This is a genomic window from Streptomyces luteoverticillatus (assembly GCF_003970715.1).
GTDB lineage: Bacteria > Actinomycetota > Actinomycetes > Streptomycetales > Streptomycetaceae > Streptomyces > Streptomyces abikoensis.
Genome location: NZ_CP034587.1, coordinates 5,135,118 through 5,157,561, shown reverse-complemented (window position 1 = coordinate 5,157,561; position 22,444 = coordinate 5,135,118). Strand labels below are relative to the sequence as shown.

At 72.0% G+C, this 22,444-nt stretch carries 16 protein-coding genes; 3 read left to right on the top strand and 13 right to left on the bottom strand.

Features of this window, described 5'->3' with window-relative positions; translation table 11 throughout:
* Positions 1–152 precede the first annotated feature (152 nt).
* The 6 genes from serA to EKH77_RS23070 form a co-directional block, all read right to left on the bottom strand.
* Complete coding sequence (gene serA / locus EKH77_RS23100) at positions 153–1,760, bottom strand: phosphoglycerate dehydrogenase (protein WP_126916236.1); 1,608 nt, start codon at positions 1,758–1,760, stop codon at positions 153–155.
* Between the two features lie 251 nt (positions 1,761–2,011).
* Positions 2,012–3,013: a ketol-acid reductoisomerase gene (ilvC, locus tag EKH77_RS23095; protein WP_126916235.1), complete on the bottom strand. Its 1,002-nt coding sequence runs from the start codon at positions 3,011–3,013 to the stop codon at positions 2,012–2,014.
* Between the two features lie 96 nt (positions 3,014–3,109).
* The gene (gene ilvN / locus EKH77_RS23090) at positions 3,110–3,634 is read right to left on the bottom strand and encodes an acetolactate synthase small subunit (RefSeq protein ID WP_126916234.1); all 525 of its coding nucleotides are present in this window, start codon (positions 3,632–3,634) and stop codon (positions 3,110–3,112) included.
* Positions 3,635–3,720: 86 nt separating this feature from the next.
* Positions 3,721–5,604, bottom strand: coding sequence for an acetolactate synthase large subunit (locus tag EKH77_RS23085; RefSeq protein ID WP_126916233.1), 1,884 nt, complete (start codon positions 5,602–5,604; stop codon positions 3,721–3,723).
* A 196-nt stretch (positions 5,605–5,800) separates the two neighbouring features.
* Positions 5,801–8,722: a putative bifunctional diguanylate cyclase/phosphodiesterase gene (locus tag EKH77_RS23075; protein WP_206279905.1), complete on the bottom strand. Its 2,922-nt coding sequence runs from the start codon at positions 8,720–8,722 to the stop codon at positions 5,801–5,803.
* Between the two features lie 272 nt (positions 8,723–8,994).
* Positions 8,995–9,957, bottom strand: a complete 963-nt coding sequence (locus EKH77_RS23070; RefSeq protein ID WP_126916230.1) for a 2-hydroxyacid dehydrogenase — start codon at positions 9,955–9,957, stop codon at positions 8,995–8,997.
* Between the two features lie 73 nt (positions 9,958–10,030).
* Between EKH77_RS23070 and EKH77_RS23065 the strand changes: the two genes are divergently transcribed.
* The 3 genes from EKH77_RS23065 to EKH77_RS33090 all read left to right on the top strand — a co-directional run bounded on the left by EKH77_RS23065 (position 10,031) and on the right by EKH77_RS33090 (position 12,488).
* Positions 10,031–11,041, top strand: a complete 1,011-nt coding sequence (locus EKH77_RS23065) for an aldo/keto reductase (protein WP_126916229.1) — start codon at positions 10,031–10,033, stop codon at positions 11,039–11,041.
* Between the two features lie 105 nt (positions 11,042–11,146).
* The gene (locus EKH77_RS23060) at positions 11,147–12,292 is read left to right on the top strand and encodes a PQQ-dependent sugar dehydrogenase (RefSeq protein WP_240667490.1); all 1,146 of its coding nucleotides are present in this window, start codon (positions 11,147–11,149) and stop codon (positions 12,290–12,292) included.
* A gap of 31 nt (positions 12,293–12,323) precedes the next feature.
* Positions 12,324–12,488 (top strand): DUF6191 domain-containing protein, encoded by a 165-nt coding sequence (locus EKH77_RS33090; protein WP_164737849.1) that lies wholly within the window; start codon positions 12,324–12,326, stop codon positions 12,486–12,488.
* 376 nt (positions 12,489–12,864) lie between these two features.
* Here EKH77_RS33090 and EKH77_RS23055 read toward each other — a convergent pair whose 3' ends face one another.
* The 7 genes from EKH77_RS23055 to EKH77_RS23025 form a co-directional block, all read right to left on the bottom strand.
* Entirely contained in the window at positions 12,865–15,162 is a 2,298-nt protein-coding gene (locus EKH77_RS23055) for an MMPL family transporter (RefSeq protein WP_126916228.1), read from the bottom strand.
* A gap of 220 nt (positions 15,163–15,382) precedes the next feature.
* Entirely contained in the window at positions 15,383–15,988 is a 606-nt protein-coding gene (locus tag EKH77_RS23050) for an AMIN-like domain-containing (lipo)protein (RefSeq protein WP_240667489.1), read from the bottom strand.
* Positions 15,989–16,178: 190 nt separating this feature from the next.
* Positions 16,179–17,687, bottom strand: a complete 1,509-nt coding sequence (gene gatB, locus EKH77_RS23045) for an Asp-tRNA(Asn)/Glu-tRNA(Gln) amidotransferase subunit GatB (protein WP_126916227.1) — start codon at positions 17,685–17,687, stop codon at positions 16,179–16,181.
* Positions 17,688–17,712: 25 nt separating this feature from the next.
* A complete protein-coding gene (locus EKH77_RS23040; protein ID WP_126918232.1) occupies positions 17,713–17,967 on the bottom strand; it encodes a hypothetical protein in 255 nt (84 codons plus the stop codon).
* A gap of 94 nt (positions 17,968–18,061) precedes the next feature.
* Positions 18,062–19,558, bottom strand: a complete 1,497-nt coding sequence (gene gatA / locus EKH77_RS23035; protein WP_126916226.1) for an Asp-tRNA(Asn)/Glu-tRNA(Gln) amidotransferase subunit GatA — start codon at positions 19,556–19,558, stop codon at positions 18,062–18,064.
* A gap of 5 nt (positions 19,559–19,563) precedes the next feature.
* On the bottom strand, positions 19,564–19,860 hold the full coding sequence (gene gatC / locus EKH77_RS23030; RefSeq protein WP_126916225.1) for an Asp-tRNA(Asn)/Glu-tRNA(Gln) amidotransferase subunit GatC: 297 nt from the start codon (positions 19,858–19,860) through the stop codon (positions 19,564–19,566).
* Between the two features lie 375 nt (positions 19,861–20,235).
* On the bottom strand, positions 20,236–22,326 hold the full coding sequence (locus EKH77_RS23025) for a putative bifunctional diguanylate cyclase/phosphodiesterase (protein WP_126916224.1): 2,091 nt from the start codon (positions 22,324–22,326) through the stop codon (positions 20,236–20,238).
* Between the last annotated feature and the right edge of the window lie 118 nt (positions 22,327–22,444).

Here is a 22,444-nt window from a genome sequence, read left to right as displayed (position 1 = left end):
AGAGGGCGGGGTGGGGTGGATGGGCCCTGGTAGGGGCGTAAAGGCCTCTTCGCCGCTGGTGACAAGGACCGGGCCACCCCGACTGATACCAGGGGCCGCGAAGAGGTCAGCCCCGTAAGGGCCCGTCCACCCCACCCCGGCCCCGACCCACGTCAGGCCGTAAGGTCGACCGCCCGGGCCGACGTCGCCCCGATCTCCTGCGAGATCTCCGCGAGCACAGCCGCCGGCACCGACTCGTCGACCGTAAGGGCGACGAGCGCCTCCCCGCCCTCCGTCGCCCGCGACACCTGCATCCCCGCGATGTTGATCCCCGCCTCACCGAGAATCCGCCCCAGCGTGCCCACCACACCCGGCCGGTCCCCGTACCGCAGGAACGCCATGTGGTCGGCGAGCGCCAGATCCACATCGTGATCGCCCACGGCCACGATCTTCTGCAGGTGCTTCGGCCCGGCCAGCGTCCCGGAGATCGACACCTCGCCGCCCCCGGAGAGCGTGCCGCGCACGGTGACCACGTTCCGGTGGTCCGGCGACTCCGACCCGGTGGTCAGCCGCACCTCCACCCCGCGCTCCTGCGCGAACAGCGGCGCGTTGACGTACGAGACGGTCTCGTCGACGACGTCCTCGAACACGCCCTTGAGCGCGGACAGTTCGAGCACCTTCACGTCGTGCTGGGTGAGCTCCCCGTACACCTCGACATCCAGCCGCACGGCGACCTCGCCCGCCAGCGCGGTGAAGATCCGGCCGAGCTTCTCGGCCAGCGGCAGCGCCGGCTTGACGTCCTCGGCGATGACACCGCCCTGTACGTTCACGGCGTCCGGCACCAGCTCGCCGGCCAGCGCCAGCCGCACGGACTTGGCGACGGCGATGCCCGCCTTCTCCTGCGCCTCCCCCGTGGAGGCGCCCAGGTGCGGCGTGGCCACGACGTTGTCGAACTCGAAGAGCGGCGAGTCGGTGCACGGCTCGGAGGTGTAGACGTCGAGCCCGGCGCCCGCGACGCGCCCCTCCTTCAGCGCGGCGGCGAGCGCCGCCTCGTCCACGATGCCGCCACGCGCGGCGTTGACGATCCGCACCGACGGCTTGACCTTGCGCAGGGCCTCGTCGCCGATGAGCCCCAGCGTCTCGGGCGTCTTGGGGAGGTGGACGGTGATGAAGTCGGAGGCCTTGAGCAGCTCGTCCAGGGTCAGCAGCTTGACGCCCATCTGGGCGGCGCGGGCGGGCTGGACGTACGGGTCGTAGGCGACGACCTTCATGCCGAAGGCGGACATCCGCTGGGCGACGAGGACGCCGATGCGCCCGAGCCCGACCACGCCGAGCGTCTTCTCGGACAGCTCGACGCCCGTGTACTTGGAGCGCTTCCACTCGCCGTTCTTGAGGGCGGAGTTGGCCTGGGGGATGTTGCGGGCGGTGGCGATGAGCAGACCACAGGCGAGCTCGGCGGCGGTGACGATGTTGGAGGTCGGCGCGTTGACGACCATCACACCGGCCTTGGTGGCGGCGGAGACGTCGACGTTGTCCAGGCCGACGCCGGCGCGCGCGATGACCCGCAGCCGCTTCGCCGCGGCGATGGCCTCGGCGTCGAGCCGGGTGGCGGAGCGCACCAGGACCGCGTCCACGTCGGCGAGCGCGGGCAGCAGCTGCGCGCGGTCGGCGCCGTCGCAGTGCCGGATCTCGAAGTCCGGCCCGAGGGCGTCGACGGTGGCGGGAGAGAGCTCTTCGGCGATGAGTACGACGGGCTTGTGTGCCGGGGTACGAGTGCTCACGTGGTCTCAGTCCTCACTAGTCCTTCGCGGACGGCCGTCCCGACGGCCGAAGGCGGTGAAGGGGGCAGCCGCGTGGAAGACGCACGACGCTGTGAGCCTGACGCGTTTGTGCTCCGCAGTGTATCGGTGGCGGGGGCCCCGGCCTGCTCCGTTGCGTAAACGTCACCCCTGCCGCCTGTACGCGGCGTACAACACGGCGATGGCGCCGGGACCGGAATGTCCGGCCCCGACGCCACGAAGACGACTCGGGACTACTCCTTGTCGTCCACCCAGCTCATCAGCTTGCGCAGCTTCTTGCCGGTGGTCTCCAGGAGGTGGTCCTGGTCGGCCTTCTTGTACTCGTTGTACTTGGGCAGACCGGCCTGGTACTCCTTCATCCAGTTGTTGGCGAAGGTGCCGTCCTGGATCTCGGCGAGGACCTTCTTCATCTCGGCCTTGGTGCCGTCGTTGACGATGCGGGGGCCGGTGACGTAGTCGCCCCACTCGGCGGTCTCGGAGACCGACCAGCGCATCTTCTCCAGGCCGCCCTCGTACATGAGGTCGACGATGAGCTTGAGCTCGTGGAGGCACTCGAAGTAGGCGATCTCCGGCTGGTAGCCGGCCTCGACGAGGGTCTCGAAGCCGGCCTTCACCAGCGCGGAGGCGCCGCCGCAGAGAACGGCCTGCTCGCCGAAGAGGTCGGTCTCGGTCTCCTCGGTGAAGGTCGTCTTGATGACGCCGGCGCGGGTGCCGCCGATGGCCTTGGCGTAGGAGAGCGCGAGCTTGAAGGCGTTACCGGAGGCGTCCTGCTCGACGGCGGCGATGCAGGGGACGCCGCGACCCTCCTCGTACTGACGGCGCACCAGGTGGCCGGGGCCCTTGGGGGCGACCATGCAGACGTCGACGCCGGCCGGGGGCTTGATGAAGCCGAAGCGGATGTTGAAGCCGTGGCCGAAGAAGAGGGCGTCGCCGTCCTTGAGGTTGTCCTTGACGGACTCCTCGTAGACCTTGGCCTGGATCGGGTCCGGGACGAGGATCATGATGACGTCGGCCTCGGCCGCGGCCTCGGCGGGGGTGACGACGCGCAGGCCCTGCTCCTCGGCCTTCGCCTTGGACTTCGAGCCCTCGTGCAGGCCCACGCGGACGTCGACGCCCGAGTCGCGCAGGGACAGCGCGTGGGCGTGGCCCTGGCTGCCGTAGCCGAGGACGGCGACCTTACGGCCCTGGATGATGGACAGATCGGCGTCGTTGTCGTAGAAGAGCTCGGCGGCCACGTGGGTTATCTCCTTGATTCCGGTGTTCCGGTGGTGCGTCCCACCGTATGACGGGCGGACGGGAAAGGGGGTCGGGGGATCGGTATTCAGGACTCGTCAGGCGGAGCGGTCGAGCGCGCGGAGGCTGCGGTCCGTGATGGACCGGGCGCCACGTCCTATCGCGATGGTCCCGGACTGGACGAGTTCCTTGATGCCGAAGGGCTCGAGCATCTTGAGCATCGCGCCGAGCTTGTCGGTGCCGCCGGTGGCCTCGATGGTGACGGCCTCCGGGGAGACGTCGACGGTCTTGGCGCGGAAGAGCTGGACGATCTCGACGATCTGGGAGCGGCTCTCGTTGTCGGCGCGGACCTTCACCAGGACGAGCTCGCGCTGGATGGCGGCGCTGTCCTCCAGCTCCACGATCTTCAGCACGTTGACGAGCTTGTTGAGCTGCTTGGTGACCTGCTCCAGGGGCAGCGACTCGACGTTGACGACGATGGTGATGCGGGAGATGTCGGGGTGCTCGGTCACCCCGACGGCGAGGGAGTCGATGTTGAAGCCGCGGCGGGAGAACAGCGCGGCGACTCTGGCGAGGATGCCGGGAGTGTTCTCCACCAGGACGGAGAGCGTGTGCTTGGTCATGGGGTCGGCCTCGTGAGCCTCTCGTCTCGTGAGTCGGTGAGGGTCGTTCGTCGGGCGGTGGGGCGTCATCGATCGGTCGTCGCCGGTCAGTCGTCGTCGATGCCGTCGAAGTCGGGGCGGACCCCGCGAGCGGCGAGGATCTCGTCGTTGGAGGTCCCGGCGGCGACCATCGGCCAGACCATGGCGTCCTGGTGGACGATGAAGTCGACCACGACCGGCCGGTCGTTGATGGCGTTGGCCTCGGCGATGACCTTGTCCAGGTCGGCGGGGTCCTCGCAGCGCAGGCCCACGCAGCCCATGGCCTCGGCGAGCTTGACGAAGTCCGGCACCCGGGTCCCGGCGCACGGCTCCGTGCCGGCGCCCTCGCAGGAGCCGCCGTCGGTCACGGCGGGGCCGGTGTGGAGCACGGTGTTGGAGTAGCGCTGGTTGTAGAAGAGGGTCTGCCACTGGCGGACCATGCCCAGCGCGCCGTTGTTGATGATGGCGACCTTGATGGGGATGTTGTTGAGCGCGCAGGTGACCAGCTCCTGGTTGGTCATCTGGAAGCAGCCGTCCCCGTCGACGGCCCAGACCGTGCGGTCCGGGGCGCCGGCCTTGGCGCCCATCGCGGCGGGCACCGCGTAGCCCATCGTGCCCGCGCCGCCGGAGTTGAGCCAGGTGCGGGGCTGTTCGTAGCGGATGAAGTGGGCGGCCCACATCTGGTGCTGGCCGACGCCGGCCGTGAAGATGGTGTCCGCCGGGGCGAGTTCGCCGATGCGCTGGATGACCTGCTGCGGGGCGAGGCTGCCGTCGGTGGGCTGCTCGTAGCCCAGCGGGTAGGTGGCGCGCCAGCGGTCGAGGTCGGTCCACCAGTCGGCGTAGTCGCAGGCGTGACCGTCGGCCTGCTCCGCCTGGACGGCCACGATCAGATCGGCGAGCACCTCCCGGGCGTCGCCCACGATGGGCACGTCCGCGGTGCGGTTCTTGCCGATCTCGGCCGGGTCGATGTCGGCGTGGACGATCTTCGCGTGGGGGGCGAAGGAGTCCAGCCGGCCCGTGACCCGGTCGTCGAAACGCGCGCCGAGCGCGACGATCAGGTCCGCCTTCTGCAGGGCGGTGACGGCGGCGACCGAGCCGTGCATGCCGGGCATGCCCAGGTGCTGCGGGTGGCTGTCGGGGAAGGCGCCCAGCGCCATCAGCGTCGTGGTCACCGGGGCGCCGGTGAGCTCGGCGAAGACCTTCAGCTCGCCGGTCGCCCCGGCCTTGAGGACGCCGCCGCCGACGTAGAGGACCGGGCGGCGCGCCTGGGTGATCAGCTTGGCGGCCTCGCGGATCTGCTTGGCGTGCGGCTTGGTGACGGGCCGGTAGCCGGGCAGGTCGGTGTGGGGCGGCCAGGAGAAGACCGTCCGGGCCTGGAGGGCGTCCTTGGCGATGTCGACGAGCACCGGTCCCGGGCGGCCGGTCGAGGCGACGTGGAACGCCTCCGCGATGGTCCGGGGGATCTCGGCCGGGTCGGTCACCAGCCAGTTGTGCTTGGTGATCGGCATGGTGATGCCGCAGATGTCCGCCTCCTGGAAGGCGTCCGTGCCGATGGACTTGGAGGCGACCTGGCCGGTGATGGCCACCAGCGGCACCGAGTCCATGTGGGCGTCGGCGATCGGGGTGACGAGGTTGGTGGCCCCCGGACCCGACGTCGCCATGCACACCCCGACCTTGCCGGTGGCCTGGGCGTAGCCCGTCGCGGCGTGGCCGGCGCCCTGCTCGTGGCGGACGAGGACGTGGCGGACCTTCGAGGAGTCCATCATCGGGTCGTACGCCGGCAGGATCGCGCCGCCCGGGATGCCGAAGACGATCTCCGCCCCCACCTCCTCCAGCGAGCGGATGAGGGACTGCGCACCCGTGACGTGCTCGATGGTGGCGGGCTGCTGTGCCGCGCCGCTGCGGGGCCGCGGCTGCGGATGATGGTGGGCCCCGTTGGCCTGCTCTGTCATCGACATTCTCTTCTCGAAGGCTTTGGGTTCGACGGTTCGGAAAACAAAAAACCCCTCGTGCCGTGAGGCAAGCGAGGGGAGCGCGCCGGTGTGGTCAGCAGGGCCTCATGGGCGGCCTGCTTCAGCCGACGCGCTTTCCAAGTACGAGAATTCGGGTGCGCATGGGGTCGACCCTCCCTCTGGTGCACCTGAGGTGTCAAGTGGGTGGGACGGGCGTCTCATTATTTGAGCGCAATGGAGCATGGGCGAGGGCTCCCGCGCCGCCCACCACTCCGGAGCGTACGGGCAGGGCGCCCCCGACGAGCACCTGGTTCCCGCCGTCCGTGGGATCACCCGGAAGGGTGGCGGCCAGGGAGTCGGGGATCAGGCCCGGCAGGGGGTAGGGGGCCCGGTCGAGGGCGTGTCGCAGCCGGTGCTCGTCGAGCGCGCCCGCGAAGGCCATGCCCTGGCCGTGGGTGCAGCCCATGGCGCGCAGGACGCGGGCCTGCTCCAGATCGTCCACGCCGTCGGCGACGGACTCCATGCCGAGGTCGCCGGCGATGCGCAGCAGCCCGGCGGTGATCTTGTGGAGGCGGGCGGATTCGGCCACTCCGTCGACGAGGCCGCGGTCGAGCTTGAGGACGTCGATGGGGAGGCGGCGCAGCGCGCTCATGGCGGCGTAGCCGGTGCCGAAGCCGTCGAGGGCGATGCGGACGCCGAAGCGGCGCAGGGAGACCAGCCGGTGCTCCAGCTCGTCGAGGGGCAGGCGGGGATCGCTGCCGGAGAGCTCCAGGACCAGTGATCCGGAGGGCAGTCCATGGCGCAGGATGAGGGCCTCGACGCTCTTGGGGGGCAGCGACTTGTCCAGCAGCCGGGCGGCGGACATCCGGACGTGCACGGGGACGGTGTAGCCCGCGAGGCGGCGGCGGCCGGCCTGCTCGGCGGCCCGCTCCAGCGTCCAGCGGCCGAGCTCGGCGGTGCGGGCGCTCTCGTCGCCCCGGTCCATTTCGGCCACGCGGAGGAATTCGTCCGGGGTGAAGAGGATGCCCTGGGCGGAGCGCCAGCGGGCCTGGGCGCCGACCGCGGTGATCCGGCCGGTGGCCAGCTCGACGACCGGCTGGTGGAGGAGGGCGAACTCGCCGTCGTGGAGCGCGGTGCGCAGCCGGCTGGCGAGTTCGGTGCGGCGCACCACGTCGGCCTGCATCTGGGGGGCGTAGAGCTCCACGCGGCCCTTTCCGGCCTGCTTGGCGCGGTACATGGCGAGGTCGGCGTTGCGCATGAGGGTGCCGGGGGTGATGTCGGGCTCGGCGAAGGCGACGCCGATGCTGGCGGCGACGCGGACCTCGGTGCCGCCCTCGACGAGATAGGGCTGGGAGAGGGTGAGCCGCAGCCGGTCGGCGACCTCCAGGATGCGGTACTCGCGGGCGGCGGGGTCGCGGGTGCCGTCGCCGATGATGAGGGCCGCGAACTCGTCGCCGCCGAAGCGGGCGGTGGAGTCCCCGGCGCGCACGGAGTCCTGGAGCCGGCGGGCGGCCTGGATCAGCAGTTCGTCGCCCGCCTGGTGGCCGACGGTGTCGTTGACGGCCTTGAAGCCGTCGAGGTCGATGAAGAGCACGGCCGTGCCGGCGTCGGTGACTCTCCGGCCGGCGAGCGCCTGCTGGACGCGCTTGGTGAACAGGGCGCGGTTGGGCAGGTCGGTGAGCGGGTCGTGCTCGGCGGTGTGCTGCAACTGCGCCTGGAGCCTGACCCGTTCGGTGACGTCGCGGCTGTTGAAGATCAGGCCGCCGTGGTGGCGGTTGACGGTGGACTCGACGTTGAGCCAGTCGCCGCCGCCGGAACGGAAGCGGCACTCGATGCGGGTGGTGGGCTCCTCGGCGGGCGGCGCGGCCAGGAAGCGGCGCACCTCGTGGACGACGCGGCCCAGGTCCTCGGGGTGGATGAGCGAGGCGAGCTCGGAGCCGACGAGTTCCTCCGCGTCGCGCCCGTAGACGCCGGCGGCCGCGGGGCTGACGTAGCGCAGTATTCCGGTGGGCGCGGCGATCATGATGACGTCGCTGGAGCCCTGCACCAGGGAGCGGAAGTGGTTCTCCTTCTGCGCCAGTTCCTGGGTGAGGGAGATGTTGTCGAGCAGCATGATGCCCTGGCGCACGACGAGCGCCAGGACGACCGTGCAGCCCGTGAAGAGGACGACGCGGTCGACGTGGTGGCCGTCGAGGACGTTGTAAAGGATGCCCAGGGTGCAGACGGCGGCCGCGAGGTACGGGGTGAGGGCGGCGAGGGAGCCGGCGATGGGCCGCCCGGCGGGCGGGGCCGGCGGGCGGCCGGGCCGGGCCGCGCTCTCGCGCTCCTCGCGGGCGACCCAGGGCGCGTAGGCCATCAGCATGTAGCCCGCGAACCAGCCGGCGTCGAGGATCTGCCCGGAGCGGTAGTTGGCCTGGAGCAGCGGCGAGGTGAACAGGGCGTCGCACAGGACGGTCAGGGCGAGGGCCGCGATGGCGGTGTTGATGGCGGAGCGGTTGGCCGAGGAGCGCTTGAAGTGCAGCGCCAGCACCATGGACACCAGGACGATGTCCAGCAGCGGGTAGGCGAGCGAGAGCGCGGCGTGGGCGACGGTCTCGCCCGCGAAGTGCGCGGTGTGGGCGAGGGCCAGGCTCCAGGAGAGGGTGAGCAGCGAGCCGCCGATCAGCCAGGAGTCCAGCGCGAGGCAGACCCAGCCGGCCCGGGTGACCGGGCGGCGGGCGAGCACCAGCAGGCCGATGATGGCGGGCGGCGCGAAGAGCAGGAAGCAGAAGTCGGCCGGGGACGGGCTCGGCACGTGCCGGCCGAGCACGACCTCGTACCAGCCCCAGACGAAGTTGCCGAAGCCCGCCATGGCGGACGAGGCCGCGAACAGCAGCCAGGCGGGGCGGAAGCGCGTGCTGCGCGTCCGCCCGTACCAGACGCAGGAGGTCGCGGCGAGGCCGGCGGCGCCGCTCAGCCCGAAGTCGCCCATGGTGGCGGCGAGCTCGGGCGAGCCCCAGCCGAGGGCCGCGCCCGTCGCGTAGCCCCCGCAGACGATGGCGAGGACGAGCTGCGGGAGGACGCCCGGCCCCCCGGCGGGGGCGGGCCGGCGTGGGAGCGCCGCTCCTGGGGCGCTCACCGCTCCGCCGCCCTCAGCGGACCGAACGGAAGCTGTGATCGGTGGCCCCGTCGCGTCGGGTAGATCGTCCATTGGCCGTCCATCGCCCGTCGCCCCCCTCGAGTTCCGGTCCTTCGCCGCCCTCGTGCCGTGCCCGGAGCGGCCCCCGTCGGGACGATACACCAGAGTCGTCACTCAGGGACATAGCTCATATACATAGCGTAACCAGCCGATGGATTACGGATACGCAGCGCATTCAAATGCTGTCTCTGAGTGGCTCCGGTCCGTGACGACTACGCCGTGGCTACGACATTCCGCAGAGGCTCGTCCAGTGCGAATCTGGCCAGTTGATCGCGCAACAGGGCCTTGGCCCGGGGCAGATAGGCCGAAGAAGGCCCACCCACATGGGGGGTGATCAGCACTCCGGGCGCCTTCCAGAGCGGGTGCCCGGCGGGCAGCGGCTCGGGGTCGGTGACGTCCAGGGCGGCGGTCAGCCGGCCGCTCTCCAGCTCGGCCAGGAGCGCCCCGGTGTCCACGACGCCGCCCCGGGCGACGTTCACCAGGAGCGCGCCGTCCCTCATCCGGGCCAGGAACCCGGCGTCGGCCAGCTTGACGGTCTCGGGGGTGAGGGGCGTCGAGAGGATCACCACATCCGCGTCGGGCAGCAGCTCCGGCAGGTCCGCCACCGGGTGGACCGGACCGCGTGCTGTCACACGCGCGGAGCGCGCGACGCGCACGACCCGCGCGCACTCAAAGGCCGCGAGCCGGTCCTCGATGGCGGCGCCGATCGAGCCGTAGCCGACGACGAGCACCGACCGGTCGGCGAGCGCCGGGCGCAGTTCCGGCCGCCACTCCCCCGCGTCCTGCGCCCGGACGAAGCCGGGCACGCCCCGGAGCGCGGCGAGCGTCAGGGTCAGGGCCAGCTCGGCGGTGCTCGCGTCGTGCAGCCCTCGCGCGTTGCACAGCCGCGTCCCGGACGGCAGCCTCACCATCTCCGGAAGCAGCTCCTCCACCCCGGCGGTGAGCGCCTGGACGACCCGCAGCCCGCTCATCCGCGACAGCGGCCGGGTCGCCACGGCGGCGCCCTTCATGTAGGGAACGCAATAGAAGGCGCAACGGGCGGGGTCGCTGGGGAAGTCGGGGCCGCCGTCCCAGTGGGCGTACTCCAGGCCCCGGGGCAGGTCGTCGATCTCCTCCGGGGGGATCGGCAGCCAGGCCAGGGGGCGCGCGGCGGAACCGCTGTGATCTGCACTCATGTCTGGAGGCTATGCGAAGGGGCCCCGACACCAGAGGTTAGTTTGGGGGCGAGGAACGGGAGGGGAACCGCGGGTGGAGCGCAGGACAATCGGTGCGACGGCGCTCGAGGTGGGTGCGATCGGCCTGGGGTGCATGCCGATGCACTGGGCGTACACCGCGTCCCAGCAGAGCGGGGAGGGCGCGCTGCGCACGGTCCACGCGGCCCTGGACGCCGGGGCCAGCCTCCTGGACACGGCCGACATGTACGGGCCGTTCACCAATGAGCTGCTGGTGGGGCGGGTGCTGCGGGAGCGGCGCGCGGAGGCGTTCATATCGACCAAGTGCGGGCTGCTGGTGGGCGATCAGCACGTCGTCGCCAACGGCCGTCCGGGCTATGTGAAGCGGGCGTGCGACGCCTCGCTGCGCCGGCTCCAGACCGATGTCATCGACCTCTACCAGCTCCACCGCCCGGATCCCGAGGTGCCGGTCGAGGAGACGTGGGGCGCGATGGCCGAGCTGGTCTCGGCGGGCAAGGTGCGGGCGCTGGGCTGGTGCGCCATCGACGCGCGGGCCCGGCGCAGGTTCGGCTCCTCGGCCGGGGCGCGGACGGGGATGTACGACGCGACGATCGCCCAGCTGGAGCGGGTGCAGCAGGTCTTCCCGGTCAGCTGCGTCCAGGCGGAGCTGTCGGTCTGGTCGCGGGAGGCGCTGGACCGGCTGGTGCCGTGGCTGTCCTCGCGGGGGGTGGGGATGCTGGCGGCGATGCCCCTGGGGAATGGTTTCCTCAGTGGCACGCTCACTCCCGGCCAGGGCTTCGAGCCGGAGGACCTGCGGGCCCGTCACCCGCGCTTCACGGCGGAGATGATGGCCGCCAACCAGCCGATAGTCGCGGGCCTGCGGCGTGTCGCGGAGCGGCACGACGCCACGGCGGCGCAGGTGGCCCTGGCCTGGGTGCTGGCGCAGAGCCGGCACGTGGTGCCGGTGCCGGGCACGAAGAAGGCCGCGTGGGCGGTGGAGAACGCGGCGGCCGCCGGACTGCGGCTGACCGCCGAGGACTTGGCGGAGATCACGGCGCTGCCCCAGGCGATGGGGTCCTGGTACTGACGGGGTGTGTCGAGGACCCGGGGTGAATCAAGGATCGGGGTGTATCAAGGAGGAGTGTCCCACTCACCCGAGAGGAACCCTTTCACCCGAGAGGAACCTTTTGCCGTGCACTTGTTCGCCGGGCACCTCCCCCGCCGCGCCGCCGTCACGGCGGCGCTGGCGCTCTCCTCCCTGCTGATCGTCACCGGCTGCTCGGGCGGCTCGTCCTCCGGCGGGGCCGGAACGCCCTCCCGTACGGGCGGAGGCGGAGCGCCCGCCGAGGGCTCCGCCGAGGTCGTCCGCACGGTCGCCGGCAAGCTGGACTCGCCGTGGGGCGTGGCCCCGCTGCCGGACGGCGATCTGCTGGTCGGCTCGCGGAACACCGGCCGGATCACGCGGGTCGCCGCGAAGGACGGCCGGCAGACCCCGCTCGGCACCGTCCCCGGCGTCGCGGCGGCGGGCGAGGGCGGGCTGCTGGGCCTGGCCCTCTCCCCCGGCTACGCCTCCGACCATCTGCTCTACGCCTACTTCACCACCGATTCGGACAATCGCGTCGCCCGGCTGCTGGTCGACGAGAAACGGCCGGAGGGGCAGCGGCTCGGCGCGCCCGACACCGTTCTGCGCGGCATCCCCAAGGGCCAGATCCACAACGGCGGCCGGATCGCGTTCGGCCCCGACGGGATGCTCTACGCGGGCACGGGCGAGGCCGGGCAGCGCGACCCGGCCCAGGACAAGGGCTCGCTCGGCGGCAAGATCCTGCGGATGACCCCCGACGGCCGTCCGGCCCCCGGCAATCCCTTCCCGGACTCGCTCGTCTACAGCTACGGCCACCGCAATGTGCAGGGCCTGGCCTGGGACGCGGACAAACGGCTGTGGGCCTCGGAGTTCGGCCAGGACACCTGGGACGAGCTCAACCTGATCGAGCCGGGCCGCAACTACGGCTGGCCCGTGGCCGAGGGGAAGGCCCACAGGGCGGGCCTGACGGATCCGGTGGAGCAGTGGCGGCCCGCCGACGCCTCACCCAGCGGGCTCGCCTACGTGGCGGGGTCCCTGTGGATGGCCGGGCTGCGCGGCGAGCGCCTGTGGCGGATCCCCCTCCGCGGCGCCGAACCGGCCGCCGCCCCGAAGGCCTTCCTCAAGGGGAACTACGGGCGCCTCCGCACTGTTGTTCCTACGGGTGACGGCGGGCTGTGGCTGACGACGAGCAACACCGACGGACGGGGCCGGCCGAGTGCCGACGACGACCGGCTGCTGCGGCTGAAGGTGACCTGACGGTCGCCGGACGGCCGACGGAGGGACCGACATGTTCAACGTTTTCGAGGAGCTGTTCGCCCCCGGGCGCGCCCACACCGAGGAGGAACGCAACCGGCTGGAGCTCACCCGCGAGGACCCCGGCGACGGGGACCCGGGCGCGGGGCCGATAGACCTCGACTCCGGCGTCGTCGTCATCCGGCCCCGGCGGGGCTGACACCCGGGGGCAGCCCGGTCCGCGCGGCGCCACCGGGCGGTTTCGACGGCGCCCGAAGGGGCGTGCGCCGCGCGGGGCGGAGCCCCCACCATCGGGGGCGGCAGAGCACGTCCGGACGACATCCGGGGAGAGAGCCATGCGCGGATCCCTCTCGGCGGCACTCGCGGGCGCCGTCCTCGCCGGCACGGTCGCGCTCGCACCGGCGGCGGCCGCGACACCGGCGGGCCACCGGGCCGGTACGGCCACGGTGGCGCCCGTTCCGGCCACGTCCCTCTGCGGCGGCGGGGTCGGAATCCGCAGCGGACTCATGATCCGCTGCTACTTCACCCTGGGCGCGCACTACTTCCCGGGCGGCCTCAAGACGTCGGAGATCGACTCAGGCGACTACGACGTCCTCGCCTACCCGGCCTTCGGCGGGATCCCGGTCCACGTCGAGAAGGGCCGGCAGGTCGTCTTCGACCCGCCTGTCGACCTCGTGGAACTGGTCATCGGCCGCTGACCCCCCGCCCGCCCCCGCGAAGGCGGACACCGGCTCCGGCGGCTCGATGCTGATGCGCGGCAGGGCTCGCTCCAGCCAGGCCGGCAGCCACCAGTTGGCGCCGCCCAGCATGTGCATCAGGGCCGGGACCAGCAGCGTCCGCAGGACGAAGGCGTCCAGGGCCACCGCGGCGGCCAGGCCCACGCCGAACATGGCGATCACTCTGTCGCCGCTCAGCACGAAGGCCAGGAACACCGAAATCATGATCACGGCCGCCGAGTTGATCACCCGGCTGGTCTCCGCCAGGCCCACCCGGACGGCCCGGCGGTTGTCCCGGGTGGCGAGCCACTCCTCGTACATCCGGCTGACCAGGAACACCTGGTAGTCCATCGACAGCCCGAACAGCACCGAGACCATGACCACCGGCAGGAACGGCTCGATCGGGCCCGCGCCGCCGAGGCCCAGCGGCTCGCTGCCCCAGCCCCACTGGAAGACGGCGACGATCAGGCCGAAGGAGGAGGCGACGGCCGCGATGTTCATCGCGGCGGCCTTCAGCGGTATGCCGATGCTGCGGAAGGCCAGCAGGAGCAGCAGACAGCCCAGCCCCACCACGGTGCCCACGAACACCGGCAGCTTGCCGAGGATGACCGCGGCGAAGTCGTCGTACGCGGCGGTCACCCCGCCCACGCGGACGTCCAGGCCGGTGCCCCCGGTGGCCTTGGGCAGCACGGTCGTCCGGAGCCGGTCGACGAGGTCGCTGGTGGCGCGGGACTGCGGGGACGTCGTGGGCACGACGGTGATGACGCCCGTGTCACCGCTGCCGCTGAGGACCGAGGGGGTCACGGAGGCGACGCCGGGGGTGTGGCGGAGGGTGTCCGGCAGCTTGTTGAAGGCGAGGCTGTCGGCGGCGCTGCCGAGGGGGGCGACGAGCGTCAACGGCCCGTTGACACCGGGTCCGAAGCCGCGACCGAGCATGTCGTAGGCCTGGCGGGTGGTGGAGCCCGCCGGGTTGTTGCCCTGGTCGGAGGTGCCGAGGTGGAGGGAGAGCGTCGGCAGGGCCAGGATCAGCATCACGGCCGCGGCCGCCGCGCCCAGCAGCTTAGGGTGGCGCTCGACACAGGCCGACCAGCGGGCGGCCAGGCCCGAGGGGGGCTCCTCCGCCCGGGGGCCTTCGTGCTCGAGGCGGCGGCGCTCGCGGCGGCCGAGGGCCCGGGGGCCTATCAGCCCCAGCAGCGCGGGGAGCAGGGTGACGGAGGCGGCGACGGTGAGGACGACGGTCAGCGAGGCGGCGATCGCCACGCCGTTGAGGAAGCCCAGGCGGAGGATGAGCATGCCCAGCAGCGCCACGCAGACGGTGCCGCCGGCGAAGACCACGGCACGCCCGGTCGTGGCGACCGCCCGTTCCGCCGCGACGGCCACGGGCAGCCCCTGCCTCAGCCCCTTGCGGTGGCGGGTGACGATGAACAGGGCGTAGTCGATGCCGACGCCGAGGCCGATGAGCGTCCCCAGCATGGGCGCGAAATCGGCCACCTTCATCAGGTGCCCCAGCAGCACCGTGCCCATGGCGGCGGTGCCCACGCCCACCAGGGCCGTCGCTATGGGCAGCAGGCTCGCGGCGAGCGAGCCGAAGACGACGAAGAGCACCACGGCCGCGACCGCCACGCCGATGATCTCGCTGAGGTGACCGCTCGCGGTCTCGGTGCCGGCGACGCCACTGCCGCCGACGGCCACCTGAAGGTTGTTCCCGGCGGCCGCGCGCGCGGTCTCCACGACCCGCTTCACCTGAGCCTTGTCCGGTTCTCCGCCCTTGGCGACGAAGGTCACCGAGGCGTAGGCGGTGTGCCGGTCCTGGCTGATCCGGGTGGATCCGCCGCTGCCGTACGGGCTCTCGACGGAGGCCACTCCGGGCAGCCGGGCGATCCGGTGGAGCGTCGCGGTCATCCGCTGCTGGACGTCGTTCGCGCGGACGGTGCCCAGGTCGGTGTGCCAGACGATCTTGTCGTCGCCGCTCTCGCCGGGGAAGGCCTTCTCCAGCAGCGCGGTCGCGCGGGAGGACTCCGTGCCGGGGACGCCGTAGTCGTTGGAGTACGCGGAACCGCTCAGCGTCGCCGCGGCGGTGGTCCCGGCGAGGGCGACGAGCCACAGCACGATCACGGTGAAGCGGCGGCGGAGACACCACCGGGCAAGTGAGGTCATGACCTGCTTCCCGGGTATCGCGACGATCTCGCCGGGGAGACGACCCGTGCATGTCGACCGCTGAGCAGAGGGGGGATCCGAACAGAGGCCCCGTCCGAGGGGCCTCCGGCGGACCACTGTGACAGCAGGAAAAGATCCTTTGTCTCTTTTGTGGGCTATACCACATGCGGTCCGGGATTATGCCCTCGTACGCCCGGCCCGGTGAATCCGGGCGGCCGGGTCAGCGGAAGCCGCGCCAGCTGTGCGCGACGTCGACGACCAGGTGGTTTCCGGTCTGGAAGACCCGGAACGGCAGCCGTTCGCGGACCCCGACGGCGATCTGGGTGTCGCCCTCGAAGCTGGCGCCGAAGCGGGTGTCCTGGAAGGTGCGGTAGCCGCCGAGGTCCACCTCGGGCAGCGGCTGGCCGGCCTTCCCGTCGTACGTCCGCTGCATGGTGGCGGGGTCGTAGCTCGGCGCGGCGACCCGGACCTCCAGGATCGCGCCGCCGCGCACCGGGATGACATCGCCCGAGCCGTCCTGCTGGAACTGGTCGACATAGCGGACGTGGAAGCCGATCGGGCGGCCGGTCCCGGGCCCGAGGAGGTCGAGGACGACGCGGTCGTAGCAGTCGTGACTGCCGGTTCTGATGTCCCGCAGCGGCTTGTGCCAGGCGACGGCGCTGTCCTTCGGCAGGCTCCCCCAGTCCACGGCCGCGCACCCGGCCGCGGGCGGGGTGGCGGCCTTGCCCGACCCTGCCGCCACGGCCGTCCCGCCCGGCGCCACCGCCATCGTCATACCCGCTCCCACCAGCAGGAACGCGACCAGTCCCGTACGCAGCCGTCCCATGGAGAACCCCCATCCTTCGAGTGCGGGCACGCCGACCGGCCCGCTGACGGGGATCATGCCGGACCGTTTCATCCGATGAGGGGCGTACGGGCGAATTCCGGCCAACGGGGGCCGATCGCCGTTGGCGGACACGGCGACGGCCGCCCCTCGGAGGAGGGACGGCCGTCGTGACGCGTTGACGCGGAGGGGATCAGCCCTCGACGCCGAGCCGCTCAAGAATGAGCTCACGGACACGGGCAGCGTCCGCCTGGCCGCGCGTGGCCTTCATGACCGCGCCGACGAGCGCGCCCGCCGCCGCGACCTTGCCCGAGCGGATCTTGTCCGCGATGCCGGCGTTGGCCGCGATGGCCTCGTCCACGGCGGTGCCGAGCGCGCCCTCGTCGGAGACGATCTTCAGACCGCGCTTCTCGACGATCTCGTCGGGCTCGCCCTCGTCGTTGACGACGTGCTTGATGACCTCACGGCCCAGCTTGTCGTTGAGCGAGCCCTCGGCGATCAGCGTCGCGATCCGGGCGACCTGGACCGGCGTGATCGGCAGCAGGCCGAGGCCGATGCCCTCCTCGTTGGCGATGCGCGACAGCTCGCCCATCCACCACTTACGGGCCGACGCGGCGTCCGCGCCCGCCTCGATGGTGGCGGCGATCAGCTCGACCGCGCCGGCGTTGAGGATCGACTGCATGTCGTGCTCGGAGACGCCCCACTCCTCGCGCAGCCGGTTGCGGCGCACGCGCGGCAGCTCGGGCAGGCCCTTCCGCAGCTCCTCGACCCACTCGCGGGCGGGGGCCACCGGCACGAGGTCCGGCTCGGGGAAGTAGCGGTAGTCCTCCGCCTCCTCCTTGACGCGGCCGGACGTCGTGGAGCCGTCCTCCTCGTGGAAGTGGCGGGTCTCCTGGATGATCGTGCCGCCGTCGTTGAGAACCGCGGCGTGCCGCATGATCTCGAAACGCGCGGCGCGCTCGACGGAGCGCAGCGAGTTGACGTTCTTCGTCTCGGAGCGCGTGCCGAACTTCTCGGCGCCCTTGGGCATCAGCGAGAGGTTGACGTCGCAGCGCATCTGGCCCATCTCCATGCGGGCCTCGGAGACGCCGAGCGCCTTGATGAGCTCGCGCAGCTCGGCGACGTACGCCTTGGCGACCTCGGGGGCGCGCTCGCCCGCACCGGTGATCGGCTTGGTGACGATCTCGATGAGGGGGATGCCGGCGCGGTTGTAGTCCAGCAGCGAGTGCTGAGCGCCGTGGATGCGGCCGGTGGCACCGCCCACGTGGGTGGACTTGCCGGTGTCCTCCTCCATGTGGGCGCGCTCGATCTCCACGCGGAAGACCTCGCCGTCCTCCAGCTGGACGTCCAGATAGCCGTTGAAGGCGATCGGCTCGTCGTACTGGGAGGTCTGGAAGTTCTTCGGCATGTCCGGATAGAAGTAGTTCTTCCGGGCGAAGCGGCACCACTCGGCGATCTCGCAGTTCAGCGCGAGACCGATCTTGACGGCCGACTCGACGGCGATGCCGTTGACGACCGGGAGGGAGCCGGGCAGGCCGAGGCAGGTGGGGCACGTCTGCGAGTTGGGCTCGGCGCCCAGCTCGGTGGCGCACCCGCAGAACATCTTGGTCTTGGTGCCGAGCTCGACGTGCACCTCGAGACCCATGACGGGCTCGTAGGTGGCAAGCGCCTCGTCGTACGACACCAGTTCAGTGACGGTCACGGAAAACTAACCTCTCAGTCCCTGCTCAGCCCGCGAGGACGTCGTCGCTGTTCATACGGCGCAGCTCGCGGACGAGCAGGGCGACGCCGGTGACGATGGCGGCGGCGGAGACCACCGCGTCGACGAGCTGCAGGGTGTCCTGCTCGCCGCGCGCCTTCTTGGCCTGCTTGGCGACGCTGATGGCGCCGAACAACGTGGTGCCGATGGACAGGTACGTGCCGGCCTTGGACTTCTTGAAGCCCTTGGCCTTCTTCAGCGCGCCCGACTTGCTCTGCTCGATGCTCACCGTGCCTCCTCGTTCGCTTCTCCGCCCACGCGGCGCAGAGGTGCGGCTTTCGCTGTCATCTGCGGCCCGGCGGCCGCGTGTGCGTCGCTCACAGTGCCGGCGCCTCCTCGAGAATCGGGTGGCCCCAGCGCTCGGTGAACGCGGCCTCGACCGCGGCACCGACCTTGTAGAGCCGGTCGTCCTTCATGGCGGGAGCGATGATCTGCAGACCGACCGGCATGCCGTCCTCGGGGGCGAGGCCGCAGGGCAGCGACATGGCGGAGTTGCCCGCCAGGTTGGTCGGGATGGTGCACAGGTCGGCGAGGTACATCGCCATCGGGTCGTCGACGCGCTCACCGATCGCGAAGGCGGTGGTGGGCGTGGTCGGCGAGACGATCACGTCGACCTGCTCGAACGACTTGTCGAAGTCGCGCGAGATGAGCGTGCGGACCTTCTGCGCGGAGCCGTAGTACGCGTCGTAGTAGCCGGAGCTGAGCGCGTAGGTGCCGAGCATCACGCGGCGCTTGACCTCGGGGCCGAAGCCGGCCTCACGGGTGAGGGCGGTGACCTCCTCGGCCGACTTCGTGCCGTCGTCGCCGACCCGCAGGCCGTAGCGCATGGCGTCGAAGCGGGCCAGGTTGGAGGAGCACTCGGACGGCGCGATCAGGTAGTACGCGGCCAGCGCGAGGTCGAAGGACGGGCAGTCCAGCTCGACGATCTCGGCGCCCAGCTCCTTGAGGAGCTCGACGGACTCGTCGAAGCGCTGGAGCACACCGGCCTGGTAGCCCTCGCCGCGGAACTGCTTGACGACACCGACGCGCATGCCGGCGACGGAGCCGCTGCGCGCCGCCTCGACGACCGGCGGGACCGGGGCGTCGATGGAGGTGGAGTCGAGCGGGTCGTGACCGGCGATCACCTCGTGCAGCAGGGCCGCGTCCAGGACCGTGCGGGCGCAGGGGCCGCCCTGGTCGAGGGAGGAGGAGAAGGCCACCATGCCGTAGCGGGAGACCGCGCCGTAGGTGGGCTTGACGCCGACGGTGCCGGTGACGGACGCGGGCTGGCGGATGGAGCCGCCGGTGTCCGTGCCGATGGCGAGGGGCGCCTCGTAGGCCGCGAGGGCGGCGGAGGAGCCGCCGCCGGAGCCGCCGGGGATCTTGGTGAGGTCCCAGGGGTTGCCGGTGGGGCCGTAGGCGCTGTTCTCGGTGGAGGACCCCATGGCGAACTCGTCCATGTTGGTCTTGCCGAGGATGACGACGCCGGCGTCCTTCAGACGCTTGGTGAGCGTCGCGTCGTACGGCGGGATCCAGCCTTCGAGGATCTTGGAGCCGACGGTGGTGGGGACGCCCTTCGTGGTGAAGATGTCCTTCAGCGCCAGCGGGACGCCGGCCAGCGGGCCGAGCTTCTCGCCGCGCTCGCGCTTGGCGTCCACCTCGCGGGCCTGGGCGAGCGCGCCCTCGCGGTCGACGTGGAGGAAGGCGTGCACCTTCTCGTCGACGGCCTCGATGCGGGCCAGGTGGGCCTCGGTGACCTCGACGGCCGTGAGCTCGCCGGAGGCGATCTTCTCGGCGATCTCGGCCGCGGTGAGCTTGATGATGATGTCGGTCATCGTGGTCAGTCCTCCCCCAGGATCTGCGGCACCTTGAAACGCTGCTGCTCCTGGGCGGGGGCGCCGGAGAGCGCCTCCTGGGGGGTCAGCGACGGGCGGACGACGTCCGCGCGCATGACGTTCGTCAGGGGCAGCGGGTGGGAGGTCGGCGGTACGTCCTCGTCGGCCACATCGGAAACGCGGGCGACCGCGCCGATGATCACGTCGAGCTGTTCGGCGAAGTGGTCGAGCTCTTCGGCCTTCAGCTCCAGACGCGACAGCCGGGCGAGGTGGGCGACCTCCTCGCGCGTGATGCCAGGCATGCAGCGATCCTCAAGGGTGGGATGTATGGGTTTTCGGCCCAATCCTATGGCTCCGGCGGCCATGCCCGCGAAACGGTTTCGCCGGGCGCCCGGCCTTTGGCGCTTTCGGGTGCCCCGGGAGGGCCTTTTCGCTGTTCCCCAGGGGGCGGGGGCCGGGAGCCCCCGGAGGGCGAGCGGCTCCGCCGCCGCCCCGGCCCACGGGCCCGCGTCCCCGCAGGGGGGCCGGGGCGCGGCCCCGGGAAACGGGAAGGGGCGGGACTGGGGCACCCCTCCCCGCCGCGTGGGGGCACCTCCCAGCGGTAGCTGGGGGAGGTCGGCCCCGCCGGGGAGACCGGCGGTGCCGGACCGGCCGGAAGCCGGGGGCGCCCCGACCGGCTACGTGACCGCGTCCTCCTCCGTCGGCGCGGGGGCCGTCGCGAGTGGGGGGTCGCGGTGGATGCCGGGCTCGCGGAGGCGGAGCCAGGCCGTGGTCTCGTCCGGCGGCATCGCCGCCGCGACGAGCCAGCCCTGGACCGCGTCGCAGCCGAGATCCCGCAGCCGTTCCCACGTCTCGTCGTCCTCGACGCCCTCCGCGACGACGAGGAGGCCCAGCGAGTGGGCGAGATCGAGGGTGCAGCGGACGATCTCGGCGTCCTCGTTGTCGATGGCGAGCCGGGCGACGAAGGAACGGTCGATCTTCAGCTCGCTGACCGGGAGGCGGCGCAGATGGACCAGCGACGAATACCCCGTGCCGAAGTCGTCGAGGGACATCTTCACGCCGTGCCCGGTGAGCCCGGCGAGCGTGTCGGCGGCGCGCTGCGGGTCCTCCAGCAGCACGTGTTCCGTTATCTCCAGCTGGAGCGCCCCGGGGGGCACGCCGTGGCGGGCGAGGCGGGCGGCGACGGAGCCCGCGAAGCCCGGGGTGTGGACGTCACGCGGGGAGACGTTGACCGCGACGGGGACCTCCAGGCCCATGGCCCGCCACTTGGCGACCTGCCCGAGGGCGGTCTCCAGGACGTACTCCGTCAGGCGGGGCATCAGGCCGGACGATTCCGCGATCGCGATGAACTCGTCCGGGGAGACCCGGCCCCGCTCGGGGTGGACCCAGCGGACCAGGGCCTCCAGGCCCTCCACATGGCCGTCGAAGCCGACCTTGGGCTGGTAGTGGAGCTCGACCTCGCCGGCGTCCAGCGCGCGGCGCAGGTCGCCGAGGAGGCCGAGCCGGTCGGGGGTGTTGCCGTCGCGGCGGGCCTCGTAGACCTCGACGCCGCTGCGGTCGCGCTTGGCCTGGTACATCGCCACGTCGGCGCGGCGCAGCAGCCCCTCCGCGTCCAGGGCGTGGTCGGGGTAGACGGCGACGCCGGCGCTGGCCTCCAGGACGAGGGTGAGCCCGTCCAGGTCGAGGGGGGAGCCGAGGTCGGCGACGAGCGTACGGGCGACCCGCTGGGCGCTGGTGAGGGAGTCGGCGGTGGGCAGCAGCACGGCGAACTCGTCGCCGCCGAGGCGGGCGGCCTCCGCGTCCCGGGGCAGGGCGAGCCGGAGCCGTTCGGCGATCTGGAGGAGCAGCCGGTCACCGGCGAGATGGCCGAGGGTGTCGTTGACGGACCGGAAGCGATCGAGGTCGATCAGGACGAGCGCGGCGCGGGCTCCGGCCCGTTCGGCCTCGTCCAGGGCGGTCCAGGTGCGTTCCAGCAGCCACTGACGGTTGGGCAGCCCGGTGAGGGGGTCGCGCAGTTGTTCCTCGGCTCGGGCGCGGGCGATCCAGAGGGTGGAGTCGAGGGCGATGAGCGGGACCGCGAAGAGCGGGAGGAGGACGGGCGAGTGGTCGGCGACGACCGCGATCAGCGGGGCGATGCCGAGGAGGGCGATGCCGACGAGGGCCTGCCGCATCAGGGCGGTGCGGGCGATGCTGCTGAGCGCGGCGCGCGGGGCCATGGACCACCAGAGCAGCGCGCGGGTGACGGCGAGGTAGAGGAAGGCGGCGAGGGCGATCTGGGGGACGGCGGAGAGCCGCCAGGTGTCGGGCAGCCAGGGGCTCTCGACGCCGGCGGTGATCCCGCAGGCGGCGAGGCCGAGGCCGGCGGCCGCGATGCCGAGGATGTCGACCGCGCCGTGGAGTAATGCCTGCCGCCATCGGTGGCGGCGGGCGGCGGCCACGAGGGTGACGACCGCGATGCTGATCAGCACGGCCGGCAGCCAGCCGTAGAGGAGGAGTACGGCCAGGGTGAGGGCGGCACCGGAGCCGGTGCCGCCCCACCAGCGGTCCCGGCCGAGGGCGACGAGGTGGGCGACGATGAGCGCGGTGAGGGTCGCGAGCGACCAGCCGACGGTCTGTCCCGGGAAGAGGGCCCGGCCCGAGGCGACCGCGCGCAGCACGCCGACGGAGAGCCCGAGCGCGGCCAGGGCCACGCAGACCGTCGGCAGGCCGGGCGGGGAGAGCCGCCGCGGCCGCGATGCCGGTTCGGCGCTGTCGGTGGTGGGTTTCATGCCCGTCCCTCTCACAGCCGGCGGTGCCCGCGCCACGGCAGGCGCACATCTCAACAGTAGGCCGCAGAAGGCTACGGCGGGCAGCGATCGGCAGGGGTTGCCCGAATGCGATCCGGCG